The following is a 25,186-nucleotide window of genomic DNA, read 5'->3' as shown; positions in this document are numbered from 1 at the left end:
AGCTATCTTCCTTTATTTTTATTCGCGATGTTCGCTTTGTCTCTCTTTTATCAAGTCATGCTTTTGTTCTTTCAGTAGAGTGATTGCGAGCTTAGTGTCCTCAATCAATTTACTGTTATCGTTGAGATCTTTGCTCTTCAAAGGCAAAACCAGATAATGAATGCTGCCATCCTCATTCTGTACTCCGGTAGCAATGATGACATCACCTTCAGACGCCGTACCAAAATACTCTGAAACCACTTTGGTTTCGCTGACACCGTAGCTATCCAAATAGGATGATTCCGTGTTGTCAAACAAGATAGGAACCCCTTGCTTAGCTAATGTTCGCAATTGTTCTTGCTTTTGCTCGTCGAATGGATAGTCGGTTGTACTGATATAACTTACCTGTTCAGCTTCAATAAAATCGTACAGTTCATTGCTCAATTCATTTAATGGGGCAGATATCCAAGGTGTAGCTGGAATGACATCGGAAGTAGCGTCATTGTCATTCTGTGGTGTTGGCGCGGTAACCACCTCTTGAGCTGCATCGCTCTCAGGAGGCGTTACACTTCTTGTTTCAGTTTTCTCTGTCTTGATTTGCTCGTCAAAGCTTGCAACAGAATCGCTCTGGGAATTCTTGTTATTTGAATTAATTAGAAATATGGCGAGTACTGCACCAAGTGCTAGCGCCGATCCAGTCAAGAGTTTTTTATTACTTGTCATGTCTTACCGTTTATTTCATTAGTAAATACGGCGGCCACTTATTCATTCCGTGGCCGCAGGCTAATAAGTTAGTGGTAGAGCGCGTCATTCCAAGAGATAGTTACGGCTCGGCTAGTCTCTGTCCATTGACTGCTATCACGATTTTTCTTCCAGGTATTTTCTGGGGTGGTATACCAGCTACACCAGTCACGACCAAAGTAGTAATTGGTTTTTCGCCAACCTGCAAACAGCTTGACTTCTGACGTATCTAGGCCATCTTGAATATCATTTTTTCGATATACAACACCGACTTGCGGTTTAAAGTCAGAGCGCATCACGACAGGTAATTCGCTATAGTCAATTAGGTTGCCCATGTCACAGCTGGTCCAACGGTACAATAACCAGTCTTTAGGTGGAGTATTGTGGCGGATAGTCTGGTTTTCGATAAGCCAATTAATGCTCTCATTGGTCTGATCAAAATCAGCCACCGTCTGAAATTCTGGTTGATCGTAAGTTACACGGTTGCTCCAGGAGATCCCACCGCTAATATTTGGAGAATCAGAAGCACTGAAGCCAAGATTAAAGTCCAGAGACTCACTTACGGATGCTGTTGCAATAGTGTTTTCTGGAGCATGGCTCATATGACGTAAAGGGGCACCATTTAAATAACTCAGTGCCAGTTTAAAGGCTGTTGGGATTGTGTAACGGTAGTCTCCACCGGTAGCAAAACCATAGATCTGCTCTTTATTCGGTACATTAGTCATGTCGAAACCAGAACCTCCGTTTAGAAGCAACTTGGCTTCCTTAGCTCCATTCGGCAGCAAAGATTGGTTCCAGACATTTTCTAAGGAGTAAATTAAGCGGATCTTCTTCGAGCGTGCATCGCTATCATCGAGCTGTAGCAAGGTCGAAGTGTAAGCTTTTAATGTATCTTCAGCATGTGCTGGAGCTAGAGAACCAAGTAATGCGAGCGCGATAATACTCGCGGAAAGATGCTGTTTTTCCATTGTTGTTTCCTATTAGTCAGCCCATAAAGGTTATTATTGGTTTTTAACAATAACTCTATGGGTGTTTTATAATTATGGACAGGTTATTAATTGGTGCTCAATAATTGAGCGGTGAAATATTGCATCTTGTTTTTTAATAAAAAAAGGAAAAGTATAGATTCGTGGGATTAATGTCTCATAGTTTTTAAATTCATTACTCAACTATAATAAATAAGAATGTGGTTATTAAGTCTTACCTTTTTAAGTTATTACTTAATTTTTATTTTCTAATGTTATGTTTAAGTTCATTATTGATAGAAGTGAAGTTTATAAATTTTAACCATGTTATTGCTGAGGTTTTTGTTATGCCAAACTAAGTAAAGTGTCGTTATGTGGTCATTACGGCTTCCTGAATTTAATTTAAATTAAAACAGTGGTTTATGTTTATTTTATTATTGGTTGTTTCGAGCTTAATGTAATGGTTGGGTGACAAAGTCCGTCAATGAATTTGTCATATTCGTGTATGAGGATATATGTTCTTTTAAAACAGAAAAATTAAACTTTACGTTTGAGATGGTAAATATAGGAAAAGAAATAAATAAGATAATTAAATAATCATGTTTCCGAGGATATAAAGTATAAGGTACTTTTAATTATACGAATGCTTGAATAATTGATGGAGTGTAAAAAGTGCTATTTAAGCTACGCTGTCCTATATTCCAGGTAGCGTCTTGTTTATACAATGCGTTTTCTAGGCTTAAAACTGGTTTACGTACTGTTAATCCCTTATCAGTTTCTTAATTACACATATTAGCAATATGCTCGCCAAGTTACGTGTATTGGTGTCAATGAAAAACAGTATCTACGATAGCTCCCTCAGGGTCGGAACTCCCACTATGAATTTCTTTCATGTTCAATGTGAAACAATACCAATACTATTCAACTCGTGAAGCAAGTATAAAAAACGGACAGCTCTGGTGTTAGGCACTGCGACCACCGTTTTTAGTACGAACTGTTCGTCGTAAGTGCTGTGCAACCTAACGATTGGGAAAACCAAAAAACAAAAATGTCCCCATGCACAGAGTTAGGAAAAGTCTGCTTTATCTAAGGAAATAGGATACCAACTCACGATGAATAACGATTTCACATTTGCTATCAAAAGCATTCGCTTTGATGAGAATTACCAACCATCAGACAACACGCGAATCACTACCAACTTTGCTAATCTGGCTCGCGGAAACTACCGCCGAGAGAATCTGCGCAATGCACTCCGAATGATCGACAATCGTTTTAATGCGTTGGCATATTGGGATAACGCGCAAGGTGACCGCTACTCAGTAGAGCTTGAAATCATCTCTGTTGATATGGGTATCCAAGGCAGTGGAGAAGCCTTCCCAACGATTGAAGTGCTCAAAACTAACATTGTTGACCACAACACTAACGAGCGCATCGAAGGCATTGTGGGTAACAACTTCTCTTCATACGTGCGTGATTACGACTTTAGCGTTTTGCTGTTGGACCACAACAAAAACCAGCCACAGTTCAGCATCCCAGCGAACTTTGGTGATTTGCATGGCAAACTGTTCAAAGCTTTCGTTAATTCTGAGTCTTACAAACAGCATTTCAAAAAGCTGCCTGTGATTTGTTTGAGCGTATCGGACAACAAAGTATACCGACGCACCGAAAATCAACATCCTGTTTTGGGCTTTGAATATCAGCCGAACGAATCTTCGTTGACGGAGCAGTACTTCAAAAAGATGGGCTTACAGGTGCGCTACTTTATGCCACCAAACAGTGTCGCACCATTGGCATTCTATTTCTTCGGTGACTTGCTGAACGACTACTCAAACCTAGAGCTTATCAGTACGATCAGCACGATGGAGACATTCCAGAAGATTTACCGACCTGAGATTTACAATGCCAACGCGGTTGCCGGTAATTGCTACCAGCCAAACCTAAAAAACCTAGACCACTCGCTAACTCAAATCGTTTACGACCGAGAAGAGCGCAGCCAACTGGCGATTGAACAAGGGAAATTTGCCGAGGAGCATTTCATCAAACCTTATCAATCTGTGCTTGAACAATGGTCTGCAAACTACGCGTAATCGACAACGAGAATCTAGAAAGGAATGACGATGAAAACACTATTACCGACTTCAACGGCTGGCAGCTTACCGAAACCTTCTTGGCTGGCCGAACCAGAAAAACTTTGGTCACCGTGGAAACTGCAAGGTGAAGAACTGATTGATGGCAAACGCGATGCGCTACGTATCGCTTTGCAAGAACAAGAACTGGCAGGCGTTGATATCGTCAGTGATGGCGAGCAAACTCGCCAACATTTTGTGACGACCTTTATTGAGCATTTAAGCGGCGTAGATTTTGAAAACCGTAAAACGGTGACCATTCGCAACCGTTATGAAGCAAGTGTTCCGACTGTGGTTGGCCCAGTAAGCCGCACAAAGCCCGTGTTTGTTGAAGATGCCAAGTTCTTGCGTCAGCAAACTAAGCAACCTATCAAGTGGGCGCTGCCAGGCCCTATGACGATGATCGACACGCTTTATGATGATCATTACGGTAGCCGTGAAAAGCTGGCTTGGGAATTTGCAAAGATCCTCAATCAAGAAGCGAAAGAGCTTGAAGCGGCAGGTGTCGACATCATTCAGTTTGATGAGCCTGCGTTCAATGTGTTTTTCGATGATGTGAACGAGTGGGGCATTGCATGTTTAGAGCGTGCGATTGAAGGGCTGAAATGTGAAACGGCGGTGCATATCTGCTATGGCTACGGCATCAAAGCGAACACGGATTGGAAGCAAACGCTAGGCACTGAATGGCGACAATACGAAGAAGTATTCCCTAAATTGCAGCAGTCGAATATCGATATTATCTCGCTCGAATGTCATAACTCACGAGTGCCTATTGAGTTACTTGAGTTGATTCGCGGTAAGAAAGTGATGGTTGGTGCGATTGACGTTGCAACCAACGAAATTGAAACGCCAGAAGAAGTGGCGAATACACTGCGAGAGGCATTGAAATACGTTGATGCCGACAAGCTTTACCCATGTACCAACTGTGGTATGGCGCCTTTGTCTCGTGAAGTATCAACCGCTAAGCTCAATGCGCTAAGTGCGGGAGCGGAGATCATTCGTAAAGAGTTGGTGGGTTGATATTAATACTTAGGCTCCGCACCATGAACTAAAGTTAGGGTCATTCCAGCGAGTTTAAACGAGACTAGGAATCTGATTACAGCTCGCTGGGAAATAGCGATAACTTTCGCATTTCAAAGCACTCTGTGGGTAGATCCTGAATCACGCTCGTTCCTCGCTGTTCAGGATGACGGTTGTTGAGATATACGTTACTCATGTACACAACTATTTGGTTTGTATCCAAAGTTGGGTCATTCCAGCGAGTCTAAACGAGACTAGGAATCTACTAACAACTCACTGGAAAATGGCGACAACCTTAGAACTTCACAGTACTCGGTGGGTAGCTCCTGAATCACCTCGTCCCTCGTTGTTCAGGATGACGGATGTTGGGAGATACGTTACTCACATACCCAATTATTTGGTTTGTATCCAAGATTGGGTCATTCCAGCGAGTCTAAACGAGACTAGGAATCTGATTACAACTCACTGGAAAATGGCTATAACCTTAGAACTTCACAGCACTCGGTGGGTAGATCCTGAATCACCTCGTCCCTCGTTGTTCAGTATGACGGTTGTTAAGAGATACGTTACTCACGTACCCAACTATTTGGCTTGTATTCAAAGTTGGGTCATTCCAGCGAGTCTAGACGAGACTAGGAATCTGCTAACAACTCGCTGGGAGATGGCGATAAGCTAGGAACTTCAAAGCTCTCGGTGGGTAGATCCTGAATCACGCTCGTTCCTCGATGTTTAGGATGACCGTTTTAAATAAAAATGCCGCTCGCACTCGGCCAAGGCTTAATTCAACTCCACATTCCTCATCTCAGGATGCTTTAGCAACATCACACGAATCCAGTGATGCACCACCCACATCACCATCGCGGTGAGCAGAACCGCAACGAAAATCGAGCTGAAACGGTACAAGATCGAAAAGAACGCGTCTTTTTGTTCTGGCACCAACGAGGTCGTCAGCGGAACCGATAGGGCAGACATGGCAGAAAACGCGATAGCCGCTTTAATTTGCCCCTTGGTGAGCCACAAGCAGAATGGCCCCATCGCAATGGTAAAGGCGAGCCAAAAGAGTAGCCCATGCCCATACCAACTGCCCAATATGAGCTGAACAGCCATCCCTGCGATGCAGCCTAGTGCGGTGCCGATGATGCGAATTTTTGCCATGGCGAGCGAGCCCGCTAAAGTCATTGGGGTTAGGATGATCAAAGTGGAAGCTTGTGCGGATAACGAGTCATATAAGTCCGCTACTTGGAATACGATAAACGCTGCCATCGCGACTACCCAACCCATGGCAACTTGGCTGATGTAGTCAATATCGCTTTTCACTGGGGTCGACATCTCAATGTGCTCGGCGGGGGATTTTGGCTCCGGGAACAACCAATACGCGAATGCGCAAACAAAAATATTGCTGAACGCCATCACCCACATGTTGACGTTGAACTCTTCAATATCCATGAAATTATAGCTGGCAAAATTCAACACAATTGAACCCACCAACAGCCCCATGTAACCAAACAAATAGGTTTTCTGGTTCATCATTGCAATGCACTTGAACAGCATCATGATTCCGACGGCAACGGTCATTAATGTTGGATGAAACTGCAAGTATTCCAGCAAAAATGTGGCTTGTATGGTTGTCCACACCGCAGAGAAAAACACGATCAATAAAGCCGCTAGGTTAAAGTGGTCCATTCTGCCCAAAATAAACAGCGGCATCATGATGGCAAAAAATCCGTAAGACCAACCGAAGATCATGCTTAGCGCGAGCCCTAAAGAGCAGCCGAACCAAATTCGTAAGGTTTTCATTGTCGCCGCCTAGTAAATGAAGTGGAACCAGCTTGCGAGGTGAATCTGTGCTTGCGCCATCAACTGCCAGAAAATGCTGTTGTCTGGGTACAAAACAATGGTAGCGCGAGAGCCGACAAACAGTGCTGGTGGTAACTCTTCGCTGCTGGTTAGGTTCACTCGTGTACGCTGCGCATCACGTACCCAGCGGTTGTTCACTTCCACTTTGGTTAGTGCGCCATTAGGCGTTTGTTGTGCGGCTGCTACACCGTAATCGCGGCTAGCTAAATCAAAGTCGTACACCGAACCTGGGTTGGCATCAAATGTGACCAAGGCGTGGAAAGTCTTGTCTACGTTTGCGACGGATTTTTCACGAAAATCAGCGGCTACCCAGAGTGATCCTGTTGGTACAAATGTCAGCAATGGCATGTTGGTGTTTGCCATCGTGCCAACTTCTAGTTGCAGGTTGGTCACAACACCATCACTGGGAGCGAGTACCGCGGTATTTGCCAAATCAAGTTGCGCCTTTTCGATGCCGTTTTTGGCAATTCGAACGGCGGTGCTTTGACCTTTTTGATCGCCTAATTGCGCCTCAATGACTTTTAAGTTTTGTCGTTCCGCTTTAAGCGCTGCACGTGATACCTGATTTTGGGCAAAGGCATTATCGAGTGTCGATTGAGAGATGACTTTCTGCTTCGATAACGTCAGTAAGCGGTTGTATTCGCGGTGTGCATTATCAAATGTTGCTTGTGCGCGGGCAATATTGGCAAGAGCGGCTTCGCGTTGAGAATACAGCGTTGCTTCTTTTTCATAAGCGGATTGCAGAGACAGCTCCGCCTGTTCAAGTGCTATTTTGTATTTACGATCATCAATCGTAAACAACACATCGCCTTTTTGAACGGACTGGTTATTCTCGATGAGAACGTCGGTCACTTTACCAGATACCTCGGGCGCGACTTGGACAACGTATCCTTGCACTCGTCCTTCGGTCGTTAAGGGGGCGTGGCGGTCAGCAATGATAATGTACAAAAATAGTACGATGAACAGGACAATCAAAGTTCGCATCCAGTGTTTGAATTTTTGGTCAGCCGTCATTACAAGTTCCGTTAAACATATTGGATAGCGGATTATAGAGAAGTCACTCACAATTCAGTAGAATGATAATACGAACATAAATGACCTAAAAATAGGACAATGAACGTTAGTTTTGATGATATTTACCTATTCACTCAGACGGTGGTTCACGGCGGTATAAGTGCAGCGGCAGAGGCGAATCAACTACAACGCTCAAAAGTGAGTCGTCGCCTGCAAGAATTAGAGAAATCGCTCGGGGTACAGCTTTTGATCCGCACAACACGCAGCATTGAGTTGACGGAGCACGGGAAACGCTTGTTTGAGTTGGTGGGGCAGCCTATTGACCATATTCAGCAAGGTTTAAATGCCATGCACGAATATCAACAAGAGCTGACGGGCAAGGTGCGTTTAGCCATTCCTTCCGCATTGATGAGCTCTGCCGCGTTTAACGCGATCATCACCGAGTACACAACGCGGTATCCGGAGATTTCGGTCGAGATTGAAAACCATCAAGAGAGTGTCGATCTTAAGCGTCAATCGTTTGATTTACAGCTTCTTCCGAGCGTGGTCAAAGTCACCGATGACAGCTATGTGCAGTTCAGTCTTTTGCCTTATCGTAGTCACTTTGTTGCGTCAAAAGCCTATCTAGAATCGCATCCGCCAGTAAAAACGGTGGAAGATCTTAAGCAGCATCGCCTTTTAACTAATCGTTACAATGCCGATTTGCTCGATTCAGATCTGCATGTGGCGTTGCGCTCGGATGACCTCAACTTGCTGCGCTCGATGGCGATAGCAGGAAACGGCATCGCGTTTATTCCTCAAATTCATTCCAAGCCAGCACTGAGAGACGGTTTGTTGGTCGAGGTGCTGCCTCAATTCGCGCATCCGAAGCAGCATCTTACTCTGATTTATCCCTCGGCCTTATTTCTGCCCAATAAAGTCAAAGCCTTGATTGAACTAATTCGAGAGAAATTTAAATAGTCAGTTCAAACCACCCTTACCTAAGGGCAAATGTGTGAGCGAAGGTCATCTTTCTAGGTTTTATTGCTCTAACATGAAAGGGTTCTGATACATTAACTTTTACTCAACTTGTTGAGTATGATTTGTGGTCGCACAAGATAGGAGATGGAAATGTTATCGAAAGGAAACACGGGCCTGATTGTGGTGGATGTTCAGGGCAAACTCGCTACATTAATGCATGAAAGCGACGCTCTGATTGAAAATATCACGAAACTGGTAAAGGGTGCCAAAGCACTAGATTTGCCTATTCTGTGGCTAGAACAGAATCCAGAAAGGTTGGGCCCAACCGCGGAGCCGATTCGTGAAGTGCTTGAAAGCACGCATTTACCTATTACCAAGTACACGTTTGATGGCTGCAAAGAGGCGACGTTTAAGGTCGCGGTGGAGAACGCAAAAGTGGATACCTGGTTGGTTTGCGGTATTGAATCCCACATTTGCGTCTATCAAACCGCGGTTTCTCTGCGCCAGTCCGGTTATCGCGTTGAATTAGTCACGGATTGTGTATCTTCCCGAACCGCTGCCAATAAAGCGCTCGCTCTTGCGAAGTTAACCGCTAACGGTGTGGTGCTCACTGGGCTAGAAATGTGTTTGTATGAAATGGTCGAAGATTGCCGAGCACCTGAATTCAAAGAAATTCTGGCGCTCATCAAATAGTGTAATCACTGGAATCAACAACAACTTTATCTGAACACGCTATTCAAATTCTCGTTGATATCTTGGCAACATCGACTCGTTGCCAAGTAACCCGCCTTGGTGAATGTAAATCACCGTTTTATCTGTGTTCTCTTCCAACCAAGGGGTGAGGCATTGCCACATATACGGGTCGTATAACAGGTCAAATTCGAGGTCGGTTTGCTCAAAGAGTGCTTTCCATGTGATGTAATCTTCTTCGTACAAGCGGCCAAAATGGTGTTTGTTGCGCACGGTTAAAATGGTTGGGTGGCTGTTTTCACCGAGCTGGTTGAACTGCTCAGTTAAGTAATCTGCATCGCCTACGCAAGGGCAAGTTAGCACTTCTATGCCGTGTGGGCTTAAATGTTTATGAAGATATAAAGCCGTCGTGCCGGTGCCTGATGGCAGGGCGACGGTAAAATGCTCTTTACCTCTCAATCGCGTCCAATCAAGAATTTCTCGTGCTAACTGTTTGATGCCAGCTTCAGCGAGGTGGGAACGTCCACCCTCTGGAATCAGCAATGTCGACTCATCTAATCTTCGTACCTGGTGGATGTATTCACTAGGGTGGAGTTCGCTACCGATGTCTTGCATGGCGGTGATTTTCATACCCAAATCGAGAGCGCCGCGATAGTTTCCGATGGGGGAGCTTTTTAGCCAAGATGGAATGTGATGAACATAAAACTCAAATGCCCAACCTTTAATCTGGGCGAGAGCCGCTAGCGAGTACATGGCATTAGATTGAGCGGAGCCAAAGCTTATTAACGTGGTGATGTCGGGATTTTGCTCTTCCATTAACGTCATAAACTTACGTGCTTTGTTCCCAGAAAAGTGGGAGTGGAGCATGTCGTCACGTTTAAGGAAAAATTTGCGCCCATTAAAGCTATGTTGGGTGATAGGACTTTCTGAGAGTTTCATGTCGATGCTGACGGAATAAACCGTGTCACCTTTGCCATTTAAAAAGGTGGCACAGTGTACCCGTTATTGAATGAAGATCAAAAGTATCGAGATCTTGTGTTCTACATTTCTTCGTTTTGCGACTCGCCATCAGTTACCTCGGTTGAAAGATCGATAGTAGCCACGCAGCCGTCATTTGGATGTGTATCAATAGTGAATTGCCAGCCATAGCGTCGGCATAAGTCGTCCACAATCATGAGCCCCAAACCATGGCCTTCGGCATCTGGCACGGAAGAGAAGCCTTCGCCTTCATCTCTCACCGACAGTGTGGTATCGGTCATGGTGATATGAATCGTTCCCGCTGACGTGGCTGCAATGCCGTTGCGAATTAAGTTACTCAACGTAATGTTAAGCACTGCAGTAGTCGCTTTGGTTTGCGGATGCCCCAATATTTGTACATTAAATTCCAGCGATTTTTCATCGGCTTGCGCTTGGCTAAGAGCCACGATGTTGTGGAGCTCTTGCTCTGAGATGGTTCGAACGGGGCTGTCGTCGGTGTTGCGTTCATATCGAACCAAACCCAACAAAGCATCAACCATGGTCGACATCTGCAAAGTGGCATCTTGAATACGGCCAATCTGACGTTCTTGAAATGACGTACTTGGGCTTCTTGCTAGCAAGCTGCTTGAACCTTTCATCACTGTGAGCGGAGTTCTCAGTTCATGACTGGCATATCGTGCAAAAGCTTGTTCACGTTTAATCACTTGATTGATTTGATGTCGATATTCATTAAGCTGATTTGCGAGCGTTTGGAATTCATTTGCAGAGCCTTCAGGGACAACAAATTTTTGTGTAGTGTCACCTTGATGGCGGTCCAGCTGTGTTTTTAGGGCACTAACAGGTTCAATGAGACGCAGAGAAAGTCTCGATAATAGGCTGCCAAAAATCAAAAGTAACCCGATGACAACCGCCAGCACCATAACGAGAACAAACATAAACTCGTTAGATGTAATTTCTATCTCATCAATCAGAGAGATCAGAATAATAGGATGCTCCTCTCCATCTTGCGTGTAGGTGCTCATGTAAATCATGCGAGTGTCTGGTTCGTCAGCAACTTCAGCGAGAAAATATTTTTTATTTTGAATAAAGGGTTGATAGAGCTCAGGAACGAGATTGATGTTGTTGTATGCCGTTGTTAGTAAATCGAGTTTGATGATTCCGCTATCAGGATGGTTTCGAAAGTGCTCAATCGCCTCTTTTTTATCGATCATAATGCGTCGCTCACCGACGCGATCTTCCGACCATAATAGCGCTCCGCTAACCAATGCGAAGCATAGCAAGCCAATCACAACCGACACTAGAAGGAAGAAGAGTTCAAGGCGTCCGGTTAAGCTTTGTGTATTGTTAAATAAGCGGCGAATCATGCCCCGGGCTCCAATCGGAAGCCGACTTTTGGAATGGTTTTCAAAACGTGCTCTTTGAATGGTTTGTCGAGCTGCCCACGCAATTGATAAATATGGCTACGCAACACATCGTTATTCGGCTCGTCTTCTTGCCATAATCGGAAAGCAATCTCCTCACGTGTGACCACTTCTGGCGCGTTTTTCACCAGCATTTCTAGAATCGTGTACGTGGTTGGATTCAACGCCAACAGCTTATCTTGACGGTAGGCTTGATGCGTTTTTTGATCGATAGACACTTCGCCATACTGGAGTTTGGTTGATGCAACCGTACCGCGGTAGCGTTTAATCAATGCAGTCATGCGTGCTTCAAGAATATCGAGATCAAACGGTTTGGTGAGGTAGTCGTCGGCGCCGTGTTGGAAGCCTTTGAGCATGTCGTCTCGGCTATCAAGTGCTGTCAGCATCAACACCGGAGTGTTATTACCTGCATCGCGTAGCTTGTTGCACAGTGTTAGGCCATCCATGCGCGGCAGCATGAGGTCGAGCAAAATGATGTCAAACGCATTATCCATCGCCAGTTTTAAGCCTAGCTCACCGTTGTCGGCATAATCCAGCTGCATGCCAGCACACTCAAAATAATCAAACAACATTCCCGCTATTTCACGATTATCTTCTACCAAAAGTACACGCTTCATTTATTCTTATCCAATCTCGATAAATTCGAATGTTGATCTTAACGAACATTATTCACTATAGGTGTGAAAAAGTTGTCGACGATGATTTTCTCACCTTTGTGTCGGTTTTCAATGTCTAGCTTGAATACCGTCTTATTATCCAAGTAAATCTACGATCTTTTGTTCATATCTATCAATTTCTCTTGATGTATAAATAGGGTGGATTATTTGATTCTGTTAACTCTATATAAAACATGTAGATACTAAATTATTAATGTGACCTTGAGCACATTGTTAGTAATTACTGATTTTTACTGACTCACTCATAGAAAAAGTTCTTACTTCTCTTAAGTCCCTTTTTTAATTATGGCTATTGCTTTTAAATACAAACGCTTAGATTCTCCTTTTTGAGATAATTCAATTAAATCAATGGCTTCATGTATAAGCGAAAATCTGCATTATTTTATTTTTATTAATAAAACTACATTTTCTGTTCTTGCTCTGTTCATAAATGAAAGCCTTCCATTAACTTTACTTGTTTAAAATCCATGATCCTTCCAATGCTTAATGCCAGATAAAAATCAATTTGTGAGGCGATCATGTTTAACAGTATACGCACTCGAATTGCTGTCAGTGCGGGTGGGGCAATGGCCTTCACTCTATTGATTGCAATGGGTATGACAACCAATGCGTTCACGCAAGTGAATGAACAAATCACTACAAAAGTAAAATCTCAACTGACCGAAGCCACCACGACCGACCTGAGCAATACGGCGATTCAGCAAGGGCTGAATATTTCCAACCAGTTAGAACCAGTGTTGGCGAACCTAAAGCAAGCGCGTTCAATTATCGAATTAAGCGCAGAGACGGCCGCAACGCCAGACATTATTGTTGAACAGTTTATTGCGTCGCTAGAAGCTCAGAACAAAGCTGTGTTTGCCGGTTACATGGTGTGGGAAAAGCCATCGTGGGTTGAGCCAACGATTCAAGACAAAAGCCTTGGCTTTAATAGCGAAGGCTACTTAGCGCCATTCTTTTCGCCAAATTCGCACAACAGTTTTGATGTCGTGGCGATGGATAGCTTTAGCAATACTGAATTAAACAACAACGGTGAGCGTAAAGACGATTGGCACTTGATGCCTTACGAAACGGGCAAAACGTTCGTGATGGAACCGTACATGTATCCGGTTCGCGGCAAACAAGAACTGATCACGACCATTAGCCAACCAATCAAGTTACGTGGCGAGATCATTGGTTCTCTCGGTTTTGATTTGTCATTGAACGAGTTACAAAGCCAAAGTGAAGATTACGCGAGCGACTTATTTGATGGACAAGGCCGTATTCTGATTTCCTCGTGGAAAGGCATCACGCTGGCGAATAGCAGCCAAGCGGATCAAGTGGGTAAGAAAGTCTCTCATGAGTTGGCGTCTCAATGGGCGCGTATTCAATCCATTGCGAAACAAAAAGGCGCAGGCCTTGTGACGTTTGGCGGGGATGAGTATGCGATTACTGCAATTGAAACCAGCGATGCGCCTTGGATCGTTATGGTGTCGGTTCCCAGTAGCTTCCTTAAAAAGAACGTGGATGACTACGAGCGATGGAGTGAAGAACAAAGTGCAGAAGCTCTTGAAAAGGGAGTGTGGGCAGGGATTATTGCGGCTCTGATTGGTATTGTTGCGATGACGATGATCGCGACCTCGTTGGGTAAAGTGTTAACTAACTTAGTGGAGCGTTTTAAAGACGCAGCGCAAGGCGAGGGCGACCTAACTTACCGCATTGAGGTGAAAGGTAAGGACGAAACTGCCCAACTGGCGCACTGGTTTAATACCTTCCTCGCTCGCATTCAGGAAATGCTTTTAACCGTAATGGCGACGGCAGACCAAGTTGATAAAAACGCAAGTGAAGGCCAAGCTCGCGCAGCGGCTTCGAGAGATCAACTGAACGTTCAAGTGAACGAAGTCAACTCGCTAGCAACGGCGATTAATGAGATGAGCGCAACCGCACAAGAAGTGGCAAATTCTGCGGTACAAGCAGCAGCGGCGGCAAGCCAAGTTCAAAGCAATAGTGCGAATGGCATGTCGCGTATGGACAATGCTGCAAGCGCGGTGGATAACCTCGCTTCGCAAGTGAATGATGCACAGCACCAGACGCAGAATTTGGTGGCTTCAAGCACGGCTATTCAGGGTATTCTGAGTGAGATTGGTGGCATTGCCGATCAAACCAACTTGTTGGCTCTGAACGCTGCGATTGAAGCTGCGCGTGCTGGTGAAGCGGGTCGTGGTTTTGCTGTGGTAGCCGATGAAGTCCGCAACCTTGCAACGCGGACACAAGGCTCGACAGAAGAAATTCGTGCAATGTTGGCTCGTTTGGAGCAAGAAACGCAATCAATCGTCGTGTTAATGGAGCAAAGCCAGAAGCAAGCGGTGGATACCAAAGAAGAAACACAAGCAGCGCAGTTGGCGTTGGCCGAAATCAACCAAGCTATTGAAGTGATTAATGATATGAACAATCAAATCGCTTCAGCGGCAGAAGAGCAAAGTTCGGTGTCAGAAGAGATCAACCGTAATGTGGTTGTGATTAATGATACGGCGATGGAAGTGATGGATACTATGTCATCTTCGGTAGCGATCAGCAATGAACTGACAGTAAAATCGAGAGATCTTCACGGTGAGTTGAGCAAGTTCAAGTTGTCTTAATCAAGTAAGTGAAAGAGTTTAACCCAACTTAAAACGTTTATTTCTCACAAAACAAAAGGCTCCAGAGTTGTCTTTGGAGCCCTTTTTAATGCTTGCTGCAAACTATGAAGCGGGAGTTGCTTGCTGTTCACCAGCCGCTTTTAAGCGTTCGATTTCTGATTCGGTTTGCCACTTACCGTTGTAAATACGTCGCCATTCAGGAAGCGGGGCGTTTTGAGCTCTCAGGTCAAAGGTATCGGCTACCGGAAATTCAAGACTGCGAGAAGGGATATCTTCAATTCGAGGTTCAGGTCTTCCTTCAAAAAATGTTTTATGGTCTGGAAAATCAATACATTCAATGCCGTACTTGTTTGAAAGGGTTTCTAGCATTGCATCTAAGTCTTGAACAGTCTTAAAGAATATGTAGCTATAACCACGAGTTTGAGCTCTGAAGACGGTGTGCTTATCTAGGTTCCATTTAGAACACTCGTCATACTTGTGGTAGAAGCGAATCACTTTTCTTTTCTTGTTGTAGTAAGCAAACAACCAATCTTCACGCTCGCCGACTTTAATTTCGGCGACTTCATCTGGTTGGCGTTTTAGCATTTTAAAGGAGACCAATATAAAAGCACCTGCGCCAGCTAAAGCCATTGGACCAACAAGAATTACCATTAATATACATGTGGTAGCGCCCACCCAGCCTGTTACTTGACTCGCATTGTTCATCCATTTTGGAATGGTACTACTAGACTTTGCAACAAGTCCTTTTTCTGAAAAAACATAATGGTACTGCTTTAAAAGCCCCCATCTCATTAGGAAATAAAAAAGTGCCACGCAAAATGAGAGTACACATGCTAAGAAAATGGTGTCATCGTTTTGATCAAAGTTTGCTAAGGCAAAAAATATCGCAATACAGACAAACAAGGTTACGAGAGTAAAATAGAGGTGAATGTATCGAGAAGGCATCTCGACGTTTACAACACTCCAACGTAAAACATTGCTACCTGAGCTGACTTCTTGCTCTTGAGCCTCTTGATAAGCAGAAAGCTCTTCAGGTGTTAAATAAAACGGTAAGTATGCCAATGGTTACTCCTGTATGCTTAATATACCAACGACAGGCGTTAGGGACTTCTTAATAGTGTTTTGTTTCTCATTGTCTGAGATCGCGGCGTAGGATGCACGTTGTTTTATACTATTTTGGAAGCAGTACTCACGACTATTTGATGTGTTTTCGTTTAACTCATATCCAACTTTAAGAGCAAAGTACTGTTTCGCTTCTTCGATCGGTAACTCTAATTTGTATGTCACTTGATCTTTCGAACTCTCTTTTATCGGTTGAAGTGTTTCTAAATCGGCATTTATATACCAAGAGCCTGACATTAGATCCTCTTCAGACGCGTGAGTATTGGTTTGCAGATTTATTCCTTCATATGCGACGATTTTTGGTATTTGAATTTGTACCTCTAATCCTACTAACTCACGATGAGTATATTGAGGAAAAGCCTGAATTCGTTCTATAGGTTTATGGAATATTATCGGTTGTTGAATAATGGACTCTAGTTCAAACAAAGAATTTTGGACTAATAGACTGTTTTCTTGTGCTCTTTTGAGCATGCTTGGTGAATTACTCCATTGCGCTCTGTTAGAGTCGTACCCCCACGGTAATTTATTTAACCACTTTTGATAGTCGTCTTTTTTTACTTTATCTTTGAGATAGTTTGCAGAAAGATAAACGACAGTTGCGACTGCAATTATAAACATCATAGGACCACCCATTGTAAAATTAACTGTTAGTAGCCCGGTTGCCCCTATTGCTTGTGCTGTACCTGCAAGTGTCAATACTGACAGCGCTGAGAAATTTATATATTCGAGTACTTTTTCTTTACCTGATAGCGTAGAGAGCATTTGAAAGGAGCGATAGCTTTCAATTCCTGACGCCAATGCTCCTAATGCGCCTGTTATGGCGAGCCATTTATTGAATACTTTTAAGTCATCAAGTACCAAGTTTTCAAAGCCATCGACTTGACCCGAGACTAAAGACTTTAGTGTTTTGAAAGAATGGACTCTTAGTCTGTCATCTCCTCTTACTTTATCCCATAATTTACCCGTACGAATACCCGTCCAAGCGTTTGCTGTATAAAAAAGCTTTTGCTGAACATCTAAGAAATCATCTTGCGACATTAACCCTGTTTCTTGAATACTGTTCATTGCATCAGCAAGTGCGAGACAGTTGAAAATCAGAGCTAAGAAGCCTAGACCACCCACATCTTCAAACAGTTTATTAAGGTTGTTTAATCTGTTATCCCATATATCTTTACGCATTTGAATTGTTGCCTCAAGTACGTCATCTGGAAACTCGATGTATTGTGGGTATTCTAATGTTGCCACTGCTAGACTTTTTTGGAGGTGACGTTGTTGTTTTAAGGCTTGTTTATATTGTTGTTTTGATACTGTCTTATCGCCTTTATTAAAAGCAGCTATAATGGCCTTGTTTTGGTTTGAGGCAACCACTCTTTTATCATGGTTAGACTTCCAATCACCAAAACCTTGCGCATAGTTTTTATTGATTTTGACAGCAGTATTGGTAGCTAAACGTTCAGCGAACACTGCTCGCCAATAAAAGCTATTTCGAGTTAAAGGCTTTGAGAAAACGGGCATGATTAGAAGTGAAGCTTGAGAAGTAAAGCTAACTCCTAATTTTAGTGCACTCTTCATTATTGCGCTGTTTGCGGCTTTGAAGATTATATCTAGTTCCTTAAATCCTTTCGCGATGTCTTTTAAAAACTCGGTTTCTGCAGTATTTGGGTTAGAAATAAAGTCCATTACTTTTGCATACATACCGATACGGTTACTTGCTGCCGAAACGTAGTCCATAAATTGTTTGTCTGAGCTTTCAGTGTCTGGAACAATTTTGGCGACGTCTACTTCACCTACCTGATTTGAAACTTGTTCAGGAATTAACTTCTCCACTTGTTTAAAGAGGCTACGACTAAACCCGGAAGTGTAGAGTGCGAGTAAGCTGGTTGGTTTCTCCCATTGGCTTTCTGCCCATTGGCGGTCTTCTTCTTGCACCACCAAAGTAAATGACTCAACGGCTTGTTTATGGAGTTGGTACAAGCTGTACTGCGTATCTTCGCTGTATAGGTCGAAGGTTCTCTCGAGATGATGCGGCGTCAAAGATTCCATTACAGCAATAAAGTCCCTTTTTACCGAGACAACTTGGGCTAGCATGGTTTCTTTTTGTTCTGACAGCTCTTGCATTTCGCTCAGCATTTGCTTCCAGTTGAGCTGCTTGCGCCAGCGCTCAGTCGCTATCCATTGTTCGTATTTACCAAATCGGCTCGCAGAAATTCGATATTTGTCCTGTATTGCTTTGGCAATGTCACTTTGGGTATGTTGGTGTGATTCAATCGCTCCAGCGGAAAATTTGGCAGGATAGCCGGACTGGACTGAGCTTTTGTTCTGCTCTGCCAAATCGAGTTGACTCGAGGAGTCATAATAGTCAGCCATGTCGGTATAAAACGACAGCTCTTCGCCGTTACGCTTAACGCTAGCTGGCATGTCTATCTCGTCACTTGCACCAAACATACACAGTTGCATGGCGGTCTGCATCAAGTTCCACTGGTTTGAAAACTGGTCAGTGAAAAGGCGGTAAGGGCTTGCGGCACCAACAAAATGCAGTGACATATCTTGAATGTCTGCGGCGTAATCTTTTATCGCGACGAAGTAGCCTGATTCTTCTTCTGGAATCGCAGAGGTTAAATCGCTTTCGACTGCGACAGGTTTAAAGACAGAACCATCTTCATCTGCTTTGGTGGCGATGCCAGAATCCGCAAAGCGACCATCATCGAAGGCAGAAGATTCAATATCAGCGACTTGGGTTAACTTATCGATTGGTGCAATGTTGTGCTGATTCTCGTTTGAGGACAGAACAATGGTTTGCATGCGATCGATATGATTACTCGGATTGTTAAGTACGCGCATGAACGTGTGCCATGTCCAGCGGTGCTCAGAGAAGCAAATCGATAGTACGCTTCCGTTGACGTAAGTAAGGAAGGGCTTTGCATCTTGTGGTGTCCCACGCTGTTCTGATTTTGGGCTTTCCGATTCTCCCAACTTATAGAGCGTGAATTGCGTTCCTTTGATTTCGTATTCGTCTAAGCTTTTGTTGATTGCATCATAGACATACAGCCAACCGTCGCGCAGTTGACGCAGGGTGTAACCAACGGTATTGAGTTTGGCTGGGCCTTGGCCTTTCCATTCTTCTGGCAAACCAAAAGGTTGTGTTTCTTCCGTTTCTAGCTGATCGATGGCGTAGCGAACAGGGATGAAGTGTGCCGGTAAAGCCTCTGTTGGTTCTTTCTCGGTTTTTAAATTGAGAGGCTCTGGTGCAGACGGCGGTGGCGGATCGATTTTTTTTGTTTCTCCCTCCCAAAACATACTGCGCTCTGGGGGTGAGCCAGCAAGATCATCGGATTCCGTGGTTGGAACGATATTCAGCGATTTCAGCGTACCATCGCTTTCAAATGCCTGAACGGCCTCCTCATAGGTATAGCTGTTGTCGTGCCAGAACATCGAAGTTTTTGGAGGAAGTGGATTACTCATCGTTAGCCCATGTTTAAGAGTTTTACTCTATTACGCAAATATCGCACCAAAATAAAGTAATTAAAAATCAATGATTTAGTTTTCTATCATTTTTCTTCAATCAAATAATTGTTTGTTTTTCCAATAAGTTGGTTGGTGTTTACCATTTTTTGTATTGATTGAATCAAAGTTTGAGTTGTGAGTGATACCTCAATGAGCCGACAAAACAAAAGGGCTCCAGAGTTACCTCTGGAGCCCTTTCTAGTATTTAAGTGCTAAAGAATTAGCGACGCTTTGGTTTACGTTGACCAGCTGGTTTGCCTTGTCCTTGTGGGCGACCTTGACCTTGCGGCTTGCTACCTGCCGGGCGGTTTGCACCGTTGCCGCTAGGACGTTGGCCGTTGCTTGCAGGGCGTTGACCACCTTTTGCTTTGTCAGAGCCGTTACGGTTGCCAGATGGTTTACCATCTTTTGAACCGCCTTCAGAGCGTTTGTTCAAATGACCACCGAAGCCCGGTTGGTTTTTGGTATGTTTCGTAGCAAAGCGGTTTGCCCCGTGACGACCAGATTTACGACGTTGTGCAGGTGTTTGTGCTTCAATGTCTTCCGCAGGAACGAGACAGCCTTGTTTGTCACCAATCAGATGTTTTTTACCCATGCTGATTAGGGCTTCACGGATCATTGGCCAGTTTGCTGGATCGTGGTAACGCAACAGCGCTTTATGTAGGCGACGTTGACGCTCACCTTTTGCTACAGGTACATCTTCACGTTTTTTATACTTCACTCGTTTCAGAGGGTTTGTCTCTGAGTAGTACATCGACGTTGCGTTACACATTGGCGAAGGGTAGAAGTTTTGTACTTGGTCACACTCGAAGTTGTTTTTCTTCAGCCACAGAGCAAGGTTCAGCATGTCTTCGTCTTCTGTGCCTGGGTGCGCAGAGATAAAGTAAGGGATTAAGTACTGCTTCTTACCCGCTTCTGCGCTGTACTTCTCGAACATCTCTTTAAAGCGATCATACGTGCCCATGCCAGGTTTCATCATCAGATCAAGAGGGCCTTTCTCTGTATGTTCCGGTGCAATTTTCAAGTAACCACCTACGTGATGAGTTACGAGCTCTTTCACGTATTCTGGTGATTCAATTGCAAGGTCATAGCGTACGCCAGATGCGACCATCACTTTCTTCACGCCTTCTACTTTACGCGCCTCGCGGTATAGGTCGATGGTGTGTTTATGGTCTGTATTTAACTTGTTACAGATGCCCGGGAATACACAGGATGGACGACGACAGTTCGCTTCCGCTTTTGGATCTTTACAGCCCAGACGGTACATGTTTGCAGTCGGGCCACCAAGATCGGAAATTGTGCCGGTAAAGCCCGGAACTTTGTCGCGAATTTCTTCAATCTCGTTAATGATTGACTCTTTCGAGCGGTTTTGAATGATTCGTCCTTCATGCTCGGTAATTGAACAGAAAGAACAGCCACCAAAACAACCACGCATGATGTTCACAGACGTTTTGATCATGTCATACGCTGGAATTTTTGCTTTGCCGTACATAGGATGAGGAACACGCGCGTAAGGCAAGCCAAACACAAAATCCATCTCTTCGGTCGTCAATGGGATTGGGGCTTGGTTTACCCAAAGTTCACGATCACCATGGCTTTGAAGTAACGCTCGACCTGAGTACGGGTTCGTTTCTAAATGCAATACACGACTTGCATGAGCATAAAGAATGCGATCGTTTCTTAGTTTTTCAAACGAAGGTAAGCGAACCGCAGTTGTTGCAGCATCGTGGCGTGATGGGCGAATCGTGATTGGTTGTGCAACTGGCTCATCTTTTTTAGTTTCACACTGAGTTTCTACTTCGTATGGGTTCTTTGGTACGAACGCCTCTTTACGAGGTTTTTCAATGCGAGAAGAATCGATAACCGTGTAGCCTTCTGGCGCGGCTGGCAGGTTCACGGCTGTACCACGAATATTAGTCATGGTGCTGATGTCTTCGCCGTTTGCGATGCGATGCGCTACTTCTACAAGTGCACGCTCTGCGTTACCAAAAAGTAGGATATCTGCTTTTGCATCAAACAGTACCGAACGGCGAACTTTGTCTGACCAGTAATCGTAGTGCGCAACACGGCGTAGGCTGGCTTCGATACCACCTAAAACAATAGGCACTTCTTTATAGGCTTCACGACAACGCTGAGAGTAAACCAAAGTCGCGCGGTCTGGGCGTTTGCCACCTTCGTTATGGGGGGTGTACGCGTCATCGTGACGAAGTTTTTTATCCGCGGTGTAACGGTTGATCATGGAGTCCATGTTACCCGCAGTGATCCCGAAGAACAGATTTGGCTTACCAAGCTGCATGAATGCATCTTTGTTTTGCCATTCTGGTTGAGCAATGATACCGACACGGAAACCTTGTGCTTCTAGCAGACGGCCAATGATAGCCATACCAAAGCTTGGGTGATCCACGTATGCATCACCGGTTACGATGATAATGTCACAGCTATCCCACCCTAGGGCGTCCATTTCTTTGCGACTGGTCGGCAAGAAAGGTGCCGTACCAAAACACTCTGCCCAGTATTTTTTGTACTCATGAATAGGAGTGATGTTATTGGTCATATTTTGCTCTCTGTTCCAGGGAGCGCGAATTATAGCGATTTGAGGATCAGGTATCTATACCAAACTCATCTATTCAAGCTTAGTTCATCGAGTTTTATTTGGTTTGCAAAAATATCAAGGCTATATCGGCGATTTTATGTCTAATATCACCTTGAAAGCCTCATGGTTATAGGTCGAGTCGTGAAAAATGTCGCAATGTTAATACAACCAATAAGCAATGGTGTGCTTATTAAAAACAACGCCTATAATCAAATTAATGCATAGGAAAATGCAAAAAGCCGAACAAGCTCTGAAAAGGTTCTAAGTCGATTGGCTTACGTTGCCAGAATCTATTTTACAAGAGGATCAGCAGGTCCCAAATGGAATAAGGCACGTTGACTACGAACCCTGAGCATGAGGCTAATTAAAAAGGGGGCTAGGGAATGAGTGACTCAACAACAATAGCACATGAAAAAGTGCAACCGACATCCAATCCGACTCCAGTGATTGAATGGTCTTACAAGATTGATACTCGCGAGTTCGAATGCGACCAGCTAGGAATGGCAAATGCTTTTGGGTTAAATACGCCAGTCACCTGCTTAGATGATTTGTTTGAGCACATGCTGATGGGGCAACAGGAAACACTAAGGCAACTAATTTTAGAAGTGGAGATCCTAGGTGGGCAAGGTCGTTTTTCTTGTTGCATGATGCTTAATGAAGCTCGCTTAATACATGTCACAATTAGCTTTGAAAAGCTCAATGAGCGTATTGTTCAAGGCTCTATCATCCCGCAATTGACGATCACTGGCTGCGAAGAGTTAGCGAAAATTCTCGAAACGATTTTTGATTTACCGAATGTAGGGGTTTTAGTCGCGGACGAAGACACCCGAATCTTAGGTTGTAACCGTGCCTTTGAATTGCAAATGGGTTATCAAAACCGTGATTTGGTTGGACTTAAAACCTATATCTTTAGCACATCTCACCATAGTCAGGCGTTTTACGACCAACTCTGGCAACATATTGATGATGAAGGATACTGGAGCGGTAATTTATTGAGTAGAACTGCAAATGGTAGTAATCAGGCACATCATCTTTGTATCTATCGGCTAACGTTTCATTCTGGACGGATTCTTTATCTCGGCTTTTCTACTGACATTTCGGCTTCCTTGTTGTGGATGAAAAATCGCTGTGAACAACAACATGATTGGTCAGCTTTTTTGCCTTCTAGAGAAGAGTTCGAACTGCAATTAGCTAATTTGGCGAACGAAAGTGGGAGTAAAGAACTCAATATCGTCATGACTCTCAGACCTAATTTTTCTGAAAAATGCTTACTTGAACAGCAACTAGGCTTCGCCGATTTTATTATGCGAAGCCGCTACACCAGTATCGCGGGTCAACTTTCTAGGGATGTGTTTGTTGTCTGTTTACAAACTCCTCACTGTCAATGGCTAAGTCCTTTACGTTTGATTCAAATTGCGATGAAAGGGTTCTTCACTGAGCTTAGGAATGAAATGGGAACAAAAATGCATACCACTATCGTCGAGGGACAAACGGGTGTGTCAATCCTCGGCTATGATACAAACAGGCCAAAGCAAGCGTTAGCGCATGCAGCCCAGGCGATGTTGTCCTCACTTTCTGGAGAAGGTGGCTATTTTAATTTTTATAATAGTGAGCTTCATTCTGAGTTAGTAAAACGCCAGCATTTAGAGGCGTTTTTGGAAGCGCAAATAGACAGTGGGCTGGTGGATGTTCATTTTCAACCAATAATTGACAGCCGAACTGGTAAAGTCGTTAAGTTCGAGGCCTTAGCGCGCTTTTATCATGAAAGTGATGCCTATAGCACTCAAGAGATGATTACTGTTATTGAAGATTTAGAGTTGATTGCGGCTCTGGATGATGAGGTTTGTCAAGCCGTGCTCAAACACTTTCCGCGCTTGCAAGACATATATGGCGAGGAAATAGGGTTAACCATCAATCGCTCACTGAATACTAAATTGGATTCGCTCCAGGTTCTTCAGCGTTCGCATGACCTAATTAAAGCCAGTGGTGTTGATCCTAAACGAGTCACGATTGAGCTGACGGAAACAGCGTATTTTGAGCAAGACGAAGAGCATACGCAAGCGCTAGAGCAAGTGCGCAAAGAGGGCATTAAAATTGCGATTGATGACTTCGGTACAGGGTATTCTTCTTTTTCTTACCTAGAGAAAGGGCAGTTTGATTTACTGAAAATCGACCGAAAATTCGTTAAGAACATTCAGCATGGCAATACCAGTTATAACATTGTCAAAATGGTCACTGATCTTGCTCAGCAAATGAATGTAAAAGTGGTTGCCGAGGGCGTGGAGTCAGAACAGGAGCTTCAAACATTGGCTGAAATAGGTGTGGATTACATGCAAGGCTTTTTGTTCTCTCGTGCTCGGCCTGTCGATTTGATGGAGAAAGCGGAAAGTTACGAACATTTGTTTTCGGATGTTACTGTTAAACCAAAACAAGATGATGTATTGCAATCACTGAGCCATGAAGAGGTCAGGCACCTTGAGCCCGGGGAACCATTATCGTTGGCGGTGGAATATATGAATTTAAGTCCAAGTTCGCCGTTGGTTGTCATTAACGAAAAGCGCTGTGTTGGCTTAGTTACCAAAGAGCAAGTTAACTTACACCTAACGCCTTCCATGGGGACAGAATTAGAGACTGAGCGAGAAAATTGGATTTGGAAACGCCCAGTGAACCAGGTAATGAGCACGGAGTTTGTGCTCGTCAATGCGCACTTATCTGTTGCTGCTATTCGAGAACTAATCAAAACAGGCATTCGCTTCCCGTGGGTTTTATGTGATGAAAAAGAAGAATACAGAGGCGTGTTAACTCAAGAAGATGCGTTGAAGTATCTCGCTTCTTGTTGAATAAAAAGTCTCGCTGTTCTAGTACATTTGGGGATAGACTTTCGGTGGTTTGACGATCGGTGATTTGATATTATCGCCACCCCA

Annotated in this window: 16 protein-coding genes; 6 read left to right on the top strand and 10 right to left on the bottom strand. The window is 44.1% G+C overall.

The genetic code is table 11. From position 1 onward, the window contains the following. Positions 1-18: 18 nt before the first annotated feature. On the bottom strand, positions 19-702 hold the full coding sequence (locus ACHFJ9_RS17485) for a topoisomerase I (RefSeq protein ID WP_395355710.1): 684 nt from the start codon (positions 700-702) through the stop codon (positions 19-21). Positions 703-770: 68 nt separating this feature from the next. Continuing rightward, positions 771-1,688: a leukocidin family pore-forming toxin gene (locus ACHFJ9_RS17480; protein ID WP_395355708.1), complete on the bottom strand. Its 918-nt coding sequence runs from the start codon at positions 1,686-1,688 to the stop codon at positions 771-773. 1,109 nt (positions 1,689-2,797) lie between these two features. Between ACHFJ9_RS17480 and ACHFJ9_RS17475 the strand changes: the two genes are divergently transcribed. Then, the gene (locus ACHFJ9_RS17475) at positions 2,798-3,772 is read left to right on the top strand and encodes a DUF1852 domain-containing protein (RefSeq protein ID WP_104971928.1); all 975 of its coding nucleotides are present in this window, start codon (positions 2,798-2,800) and stop codon (positions 3,770-3,772) included. 30 nt (positions 3,773-3,802) lie between these two features. Beyond that, positions 3,803-4,831, top strand: coding sequence for a methionine synthase (locus ACHFJ9_RS17470; RefSeq protein ID WP_152811950.1), 1,029 nt, complete (start codon positions 3,803-3,805; stop codon positions 4,829-4,831). Positions 4,832-5,608: 777 nt separating this feature from the next. Here the strand turns inward: ACHFJ9_RS17470 and ACHFJ9_RS17465 are convergent. After that, the gene (locus ACHFJ9_RS17465; protein ID WP_395355705.1) at positions 5,609-6,628 is read right to left on the bottom strand and encodes a DUF2955 domain-containing protein; all 1,020 of its coding nucleotides are present in this window, start codon (positions 6,626-6,628) and stop codon (positions 5,609-5,611) included. 9 nt (positions 6,629-6,637) lie between these two features. After that, positions 6,638-7,702, bottom strand: coding sequence for an HlyD family secretion protein (locus tag ACHFJ9_RS17460; protein WP_005376744.1), 1,065 nt, complete (start codon positions 7,700-7,702; stop codon positions 6,638-6,640). Between the two features lie 99 nt (positions 7,703-7,801). Here ACHFJ9_RS17460 and ACHFJ9_RS17455 point away from each other — a divergent pair, with 99 nt between their 5' ends. Continuing rightward, positions 7,802-8,662 (top strand): LysR family transcriptional regulator, encoded by an 861-nt coding sequence (locus ACHFJ9_RS17455; protein ID WP_005376746.1) that lies wholly within the window; start codon positions 7,802-7,804, stop codon positions 8,660-8,662. Between the two features lie 150 nt (positions 8,663-8,812). Then, positions 8,813-9,355 carry a hydrolase gene (locus ACHFJ9_RS17450; RefSeq protein WP_005457944.1) on the top strand — a complete coding sequence of 181 codons (543 nt, stop codon included), beginning with the start codon at positions 8,813-8,815 and terminating at the stop codon, positions 9,353-9,355. Positions 9,356-9,394: 39 nt separating this feature from the next. Here ACHFJ9_RS17450 and ACHFJ9_RS17445 read toward each other — a convergent pair whose 3' ends face one another. The 3 genes from ACHFJ9_RS17445 to ACHFJ9_RS17435 form a co-directional block, all read right to left on the bottom strand. Next, on the bottom strand, positions 9,395-10,291 hold the full coding sequence (locus ACHFJ9_RS17445; RefSeq protein WP_031809516.1) for a 1-aminocyclopropane-1-carboxylate deaminase/D-cysteine desulfhydrase: 897 nt from the start codon (positions 10,289-10,291) through the stop codon (positions 9,395-9,397). 101 nt (positions 10,292-10,392) lie between these two features. Next, complete coding sequence (locus tag ACHFJ9_RS17440) at positions 10,393-11,694, bottom strand: sensor histidine kinase (protein WP_395355701.1); 1,302 nt, start codon at positions 11,692-11,694, stop codon at positions 10,393-10,395. After that, the gene (locus ACHFJ9_RS17435) at positions 11,691-12,368 is read right to left on the bottom strand and encodes a response regulator transcription factor (RefSeq protein ID WP_048625732.1); all 678 of its coding nucleotides are present in this window, start codon (positions 12,366-12,368) and stop codon (positions 11,691-11,693) included. Before ACHFJ9_RS17435 ends, ACHFJ9_RS17440 begins: the two co-directional genes overlap by 4 nt. Before the next feature lie 578 nt (positions 12,369-12,946). Between ACHFJ9_RS17435 and ACHFJ9_RS17430 the strand changes: the two genes are divergently transcribed. Then, complete coding sequence (locus tag ACHFJ9_RS17430; RefSeq protein WP_395355698.1) at positions 12,947-15,043, top strand: methyl-accepting chemotaxis protein; 2,097 nt, start codon at positions 12,947-12,949, stop codon at positions 15,041-15,043. 102 nt (positions 15,044-15,145) lie between these two features. Here the strand turns inward: ACHFJ9_RS17430 and ACHFJ9_RS17425 are convergent, their stop codons facing one another. The 3 genes from ACHFJ9_RS17425 to ACHFJ9_RS17415 all read right to left on the bottom strand — a co-directional run bounded on the left by ACHFJ9_RS17425 (position 15,146) and on the right by ACHFJ9_RS17415 (position 22,223). Further along, positions 15,146-16,105, bottom strand: coding sequence for a hypothetical protein (locus ACHFJ9_RS17425; protein ID WP_134647436.1), 960 nt, complete (start codon positions 16,103-16,105; stop codon positions 15,146-15,148). Between the two features lie 3 nt (positions 16,106-16,108). Next, on the bottom strand, positions 16,109-19,627 hold the full coding sequence (locus ACHFJ9_RS17420) for a T6SS effector BTH_I2691 family protein (RefSeq protein WP_395355696.1): 3,519 nt from the start codon (positions 19,625-19,627) through the stop codon (positions 16,109-16,111). Between the two features lie 262 nt (positions 19,628-19,889). Beyond that, positions 19,890-22,223, bottom strand: coding sequence for a YgiQ family radical SAM protein (locus tag ACHFJ9_RS17415; protein WP_395355694.1), 2,334 nt, complete (start codon positions 22,221-22,223; stop codon positions 19,890-19,892). A gap of 422 nt (positions 22,224-22,645) precedes the next feature. Here ACHFJ9_RS17415 and ACHFJ9_RS17410 point away from each other — a divergent pair, with 422 nt between their 5' ends. Then, positions 22,646-25,102 (top strand): EAL domain-containing protein, encoded by a 2,457-nt coding sequence (locus ACHFJ9_RS17410; protein ID WP_395355692.1) that lies wholly within the window; start codon positions 22,646-22,648, stop codon positions 25,100-25,102. Positions 25,103-25,186: the final 84 nt, after the last annotated feature.

Source organism: Vibrio sp. D3 (assembly GCF_043995865.1).
GTDB classification, from domain to species: Bacteria; Pseudomonadota; Gammaproteobacteria; order Enterobacterales; family Vibrionaceae; genus Vibrio; species Vibrio diabolicus.
The sequence above is the reverse complement of the archived record's forward strand: the minus strand, read 5'-3'. Positions and strand labels throughout refer to the sequence as shown.

Bases quoted from the DNA above. Each gene is read 5' to 3' on its own strand.
- ACHFJ9_RS17485 (WP_395355710.1), bottom strand. From the start codon at position 702: ATGACAAGTAATAAAAAACTCTTGACTGGATCGGCGCTAGCACTTGGT.
- ACHFJ9_RS17480 (WP_395355708.1), bottom strand. From the start codon at position 1,688: ATGGAAAAACAGCATCTTTCCGCGAGTATTATCGCGCTCGCATTACTT.
- ACHFJ9_RS17475 (WP_104971928.1), top strand. From the start codon at position 2,798: ATGAATAACGATTTCACATTTGCTATCAAAAGCATTCGCTTTGATGAG.
- ACHFJ9_RS17470 (WP_152811950.1), top strand. From the start codon at position 3,803: ATGAAAACACTATTACCGACTTCAACGGCTGGCAGCTTACCGAAACCT.
- ACHFJ9_RS17465 (WP_395355705.1), bottom strand. From the start codon at position 6,628: ATGAAAACCTTACGAATTTGGTTCGGCTGCTCTTTAGGGCTCGCGCTA.
- ACHFJ9_RS17460 (WP_005376744.1), bottom strand. From the start codon at position 7,702: ATGACGGCTGACCAAAAATTCAAACACTGGATGCGAACTTTGATTGTC.
- ACHFJ9_RS17455 (WP_005376746.1), top strand. From the start codon at position 7,802: ATGAACGTTAGTTTTGATGATATTTACCTATTCACTCAGACGGTGGTT.
- ACHFJ9_RS17450 (WP_005457944.1), top strand. From the start codon at position 8,813: ATGTTATCGAAAGGAAACACGGGCCTGATTGTGGTGGATGTTCAGGGC.
- ACHFJ9_RS17445 (WP_031809516.1), bottom strand. From the start codon at position 10,291: ATGAAACTCTCAGAAAGTCCTATCACCCAACATAGCTTTAATGGGCGC.
- ACHFJ9_RS17440 (WP_395355701.1), bottom strand. From the start codon at position 11,694: ATGATTCGCCGCTTATTTAACAATACACAAAGCTTAACCGGACGCCTT.
- ACHFJ9_RS17435 (WP_048625732.1), bottom strand. From the start codon at position 12,368: ATGAAGCGTGTACTTTTGGTAGAAGATAATCGTGAAATAGCGGGAATG.
- ACHFJ9_RS17430 (WP_395355698.1), top strand. From the start codon at position 12,947: ATGTTTAACAGTATACGCACTCGAATTGCTGTCAGTGCGGGTGGGGCA.
- ACHFJ9_RS17420 (WP_395355696.1), bottom strand. From the start codon at position 19,627: ATGAGTAATCCACTTCCTCCAAAAACTTCGATGTTCTGGCACGACAAC.
- ACHFJ9_RS17415 (WP_395355694.1), bottom strand. From the start codon at position 22,223: ATGACCAATAACATCACTCCTATTCATGAGTACAAAAAATACTGGGCA.
- ACHFJ9_RS17410 (WP_395355692.1), top strand. From the start codon at position 22,646: ATGAGTGACTCAACAACAATAGCACATGAAAAAGTGCAACCGACATCC.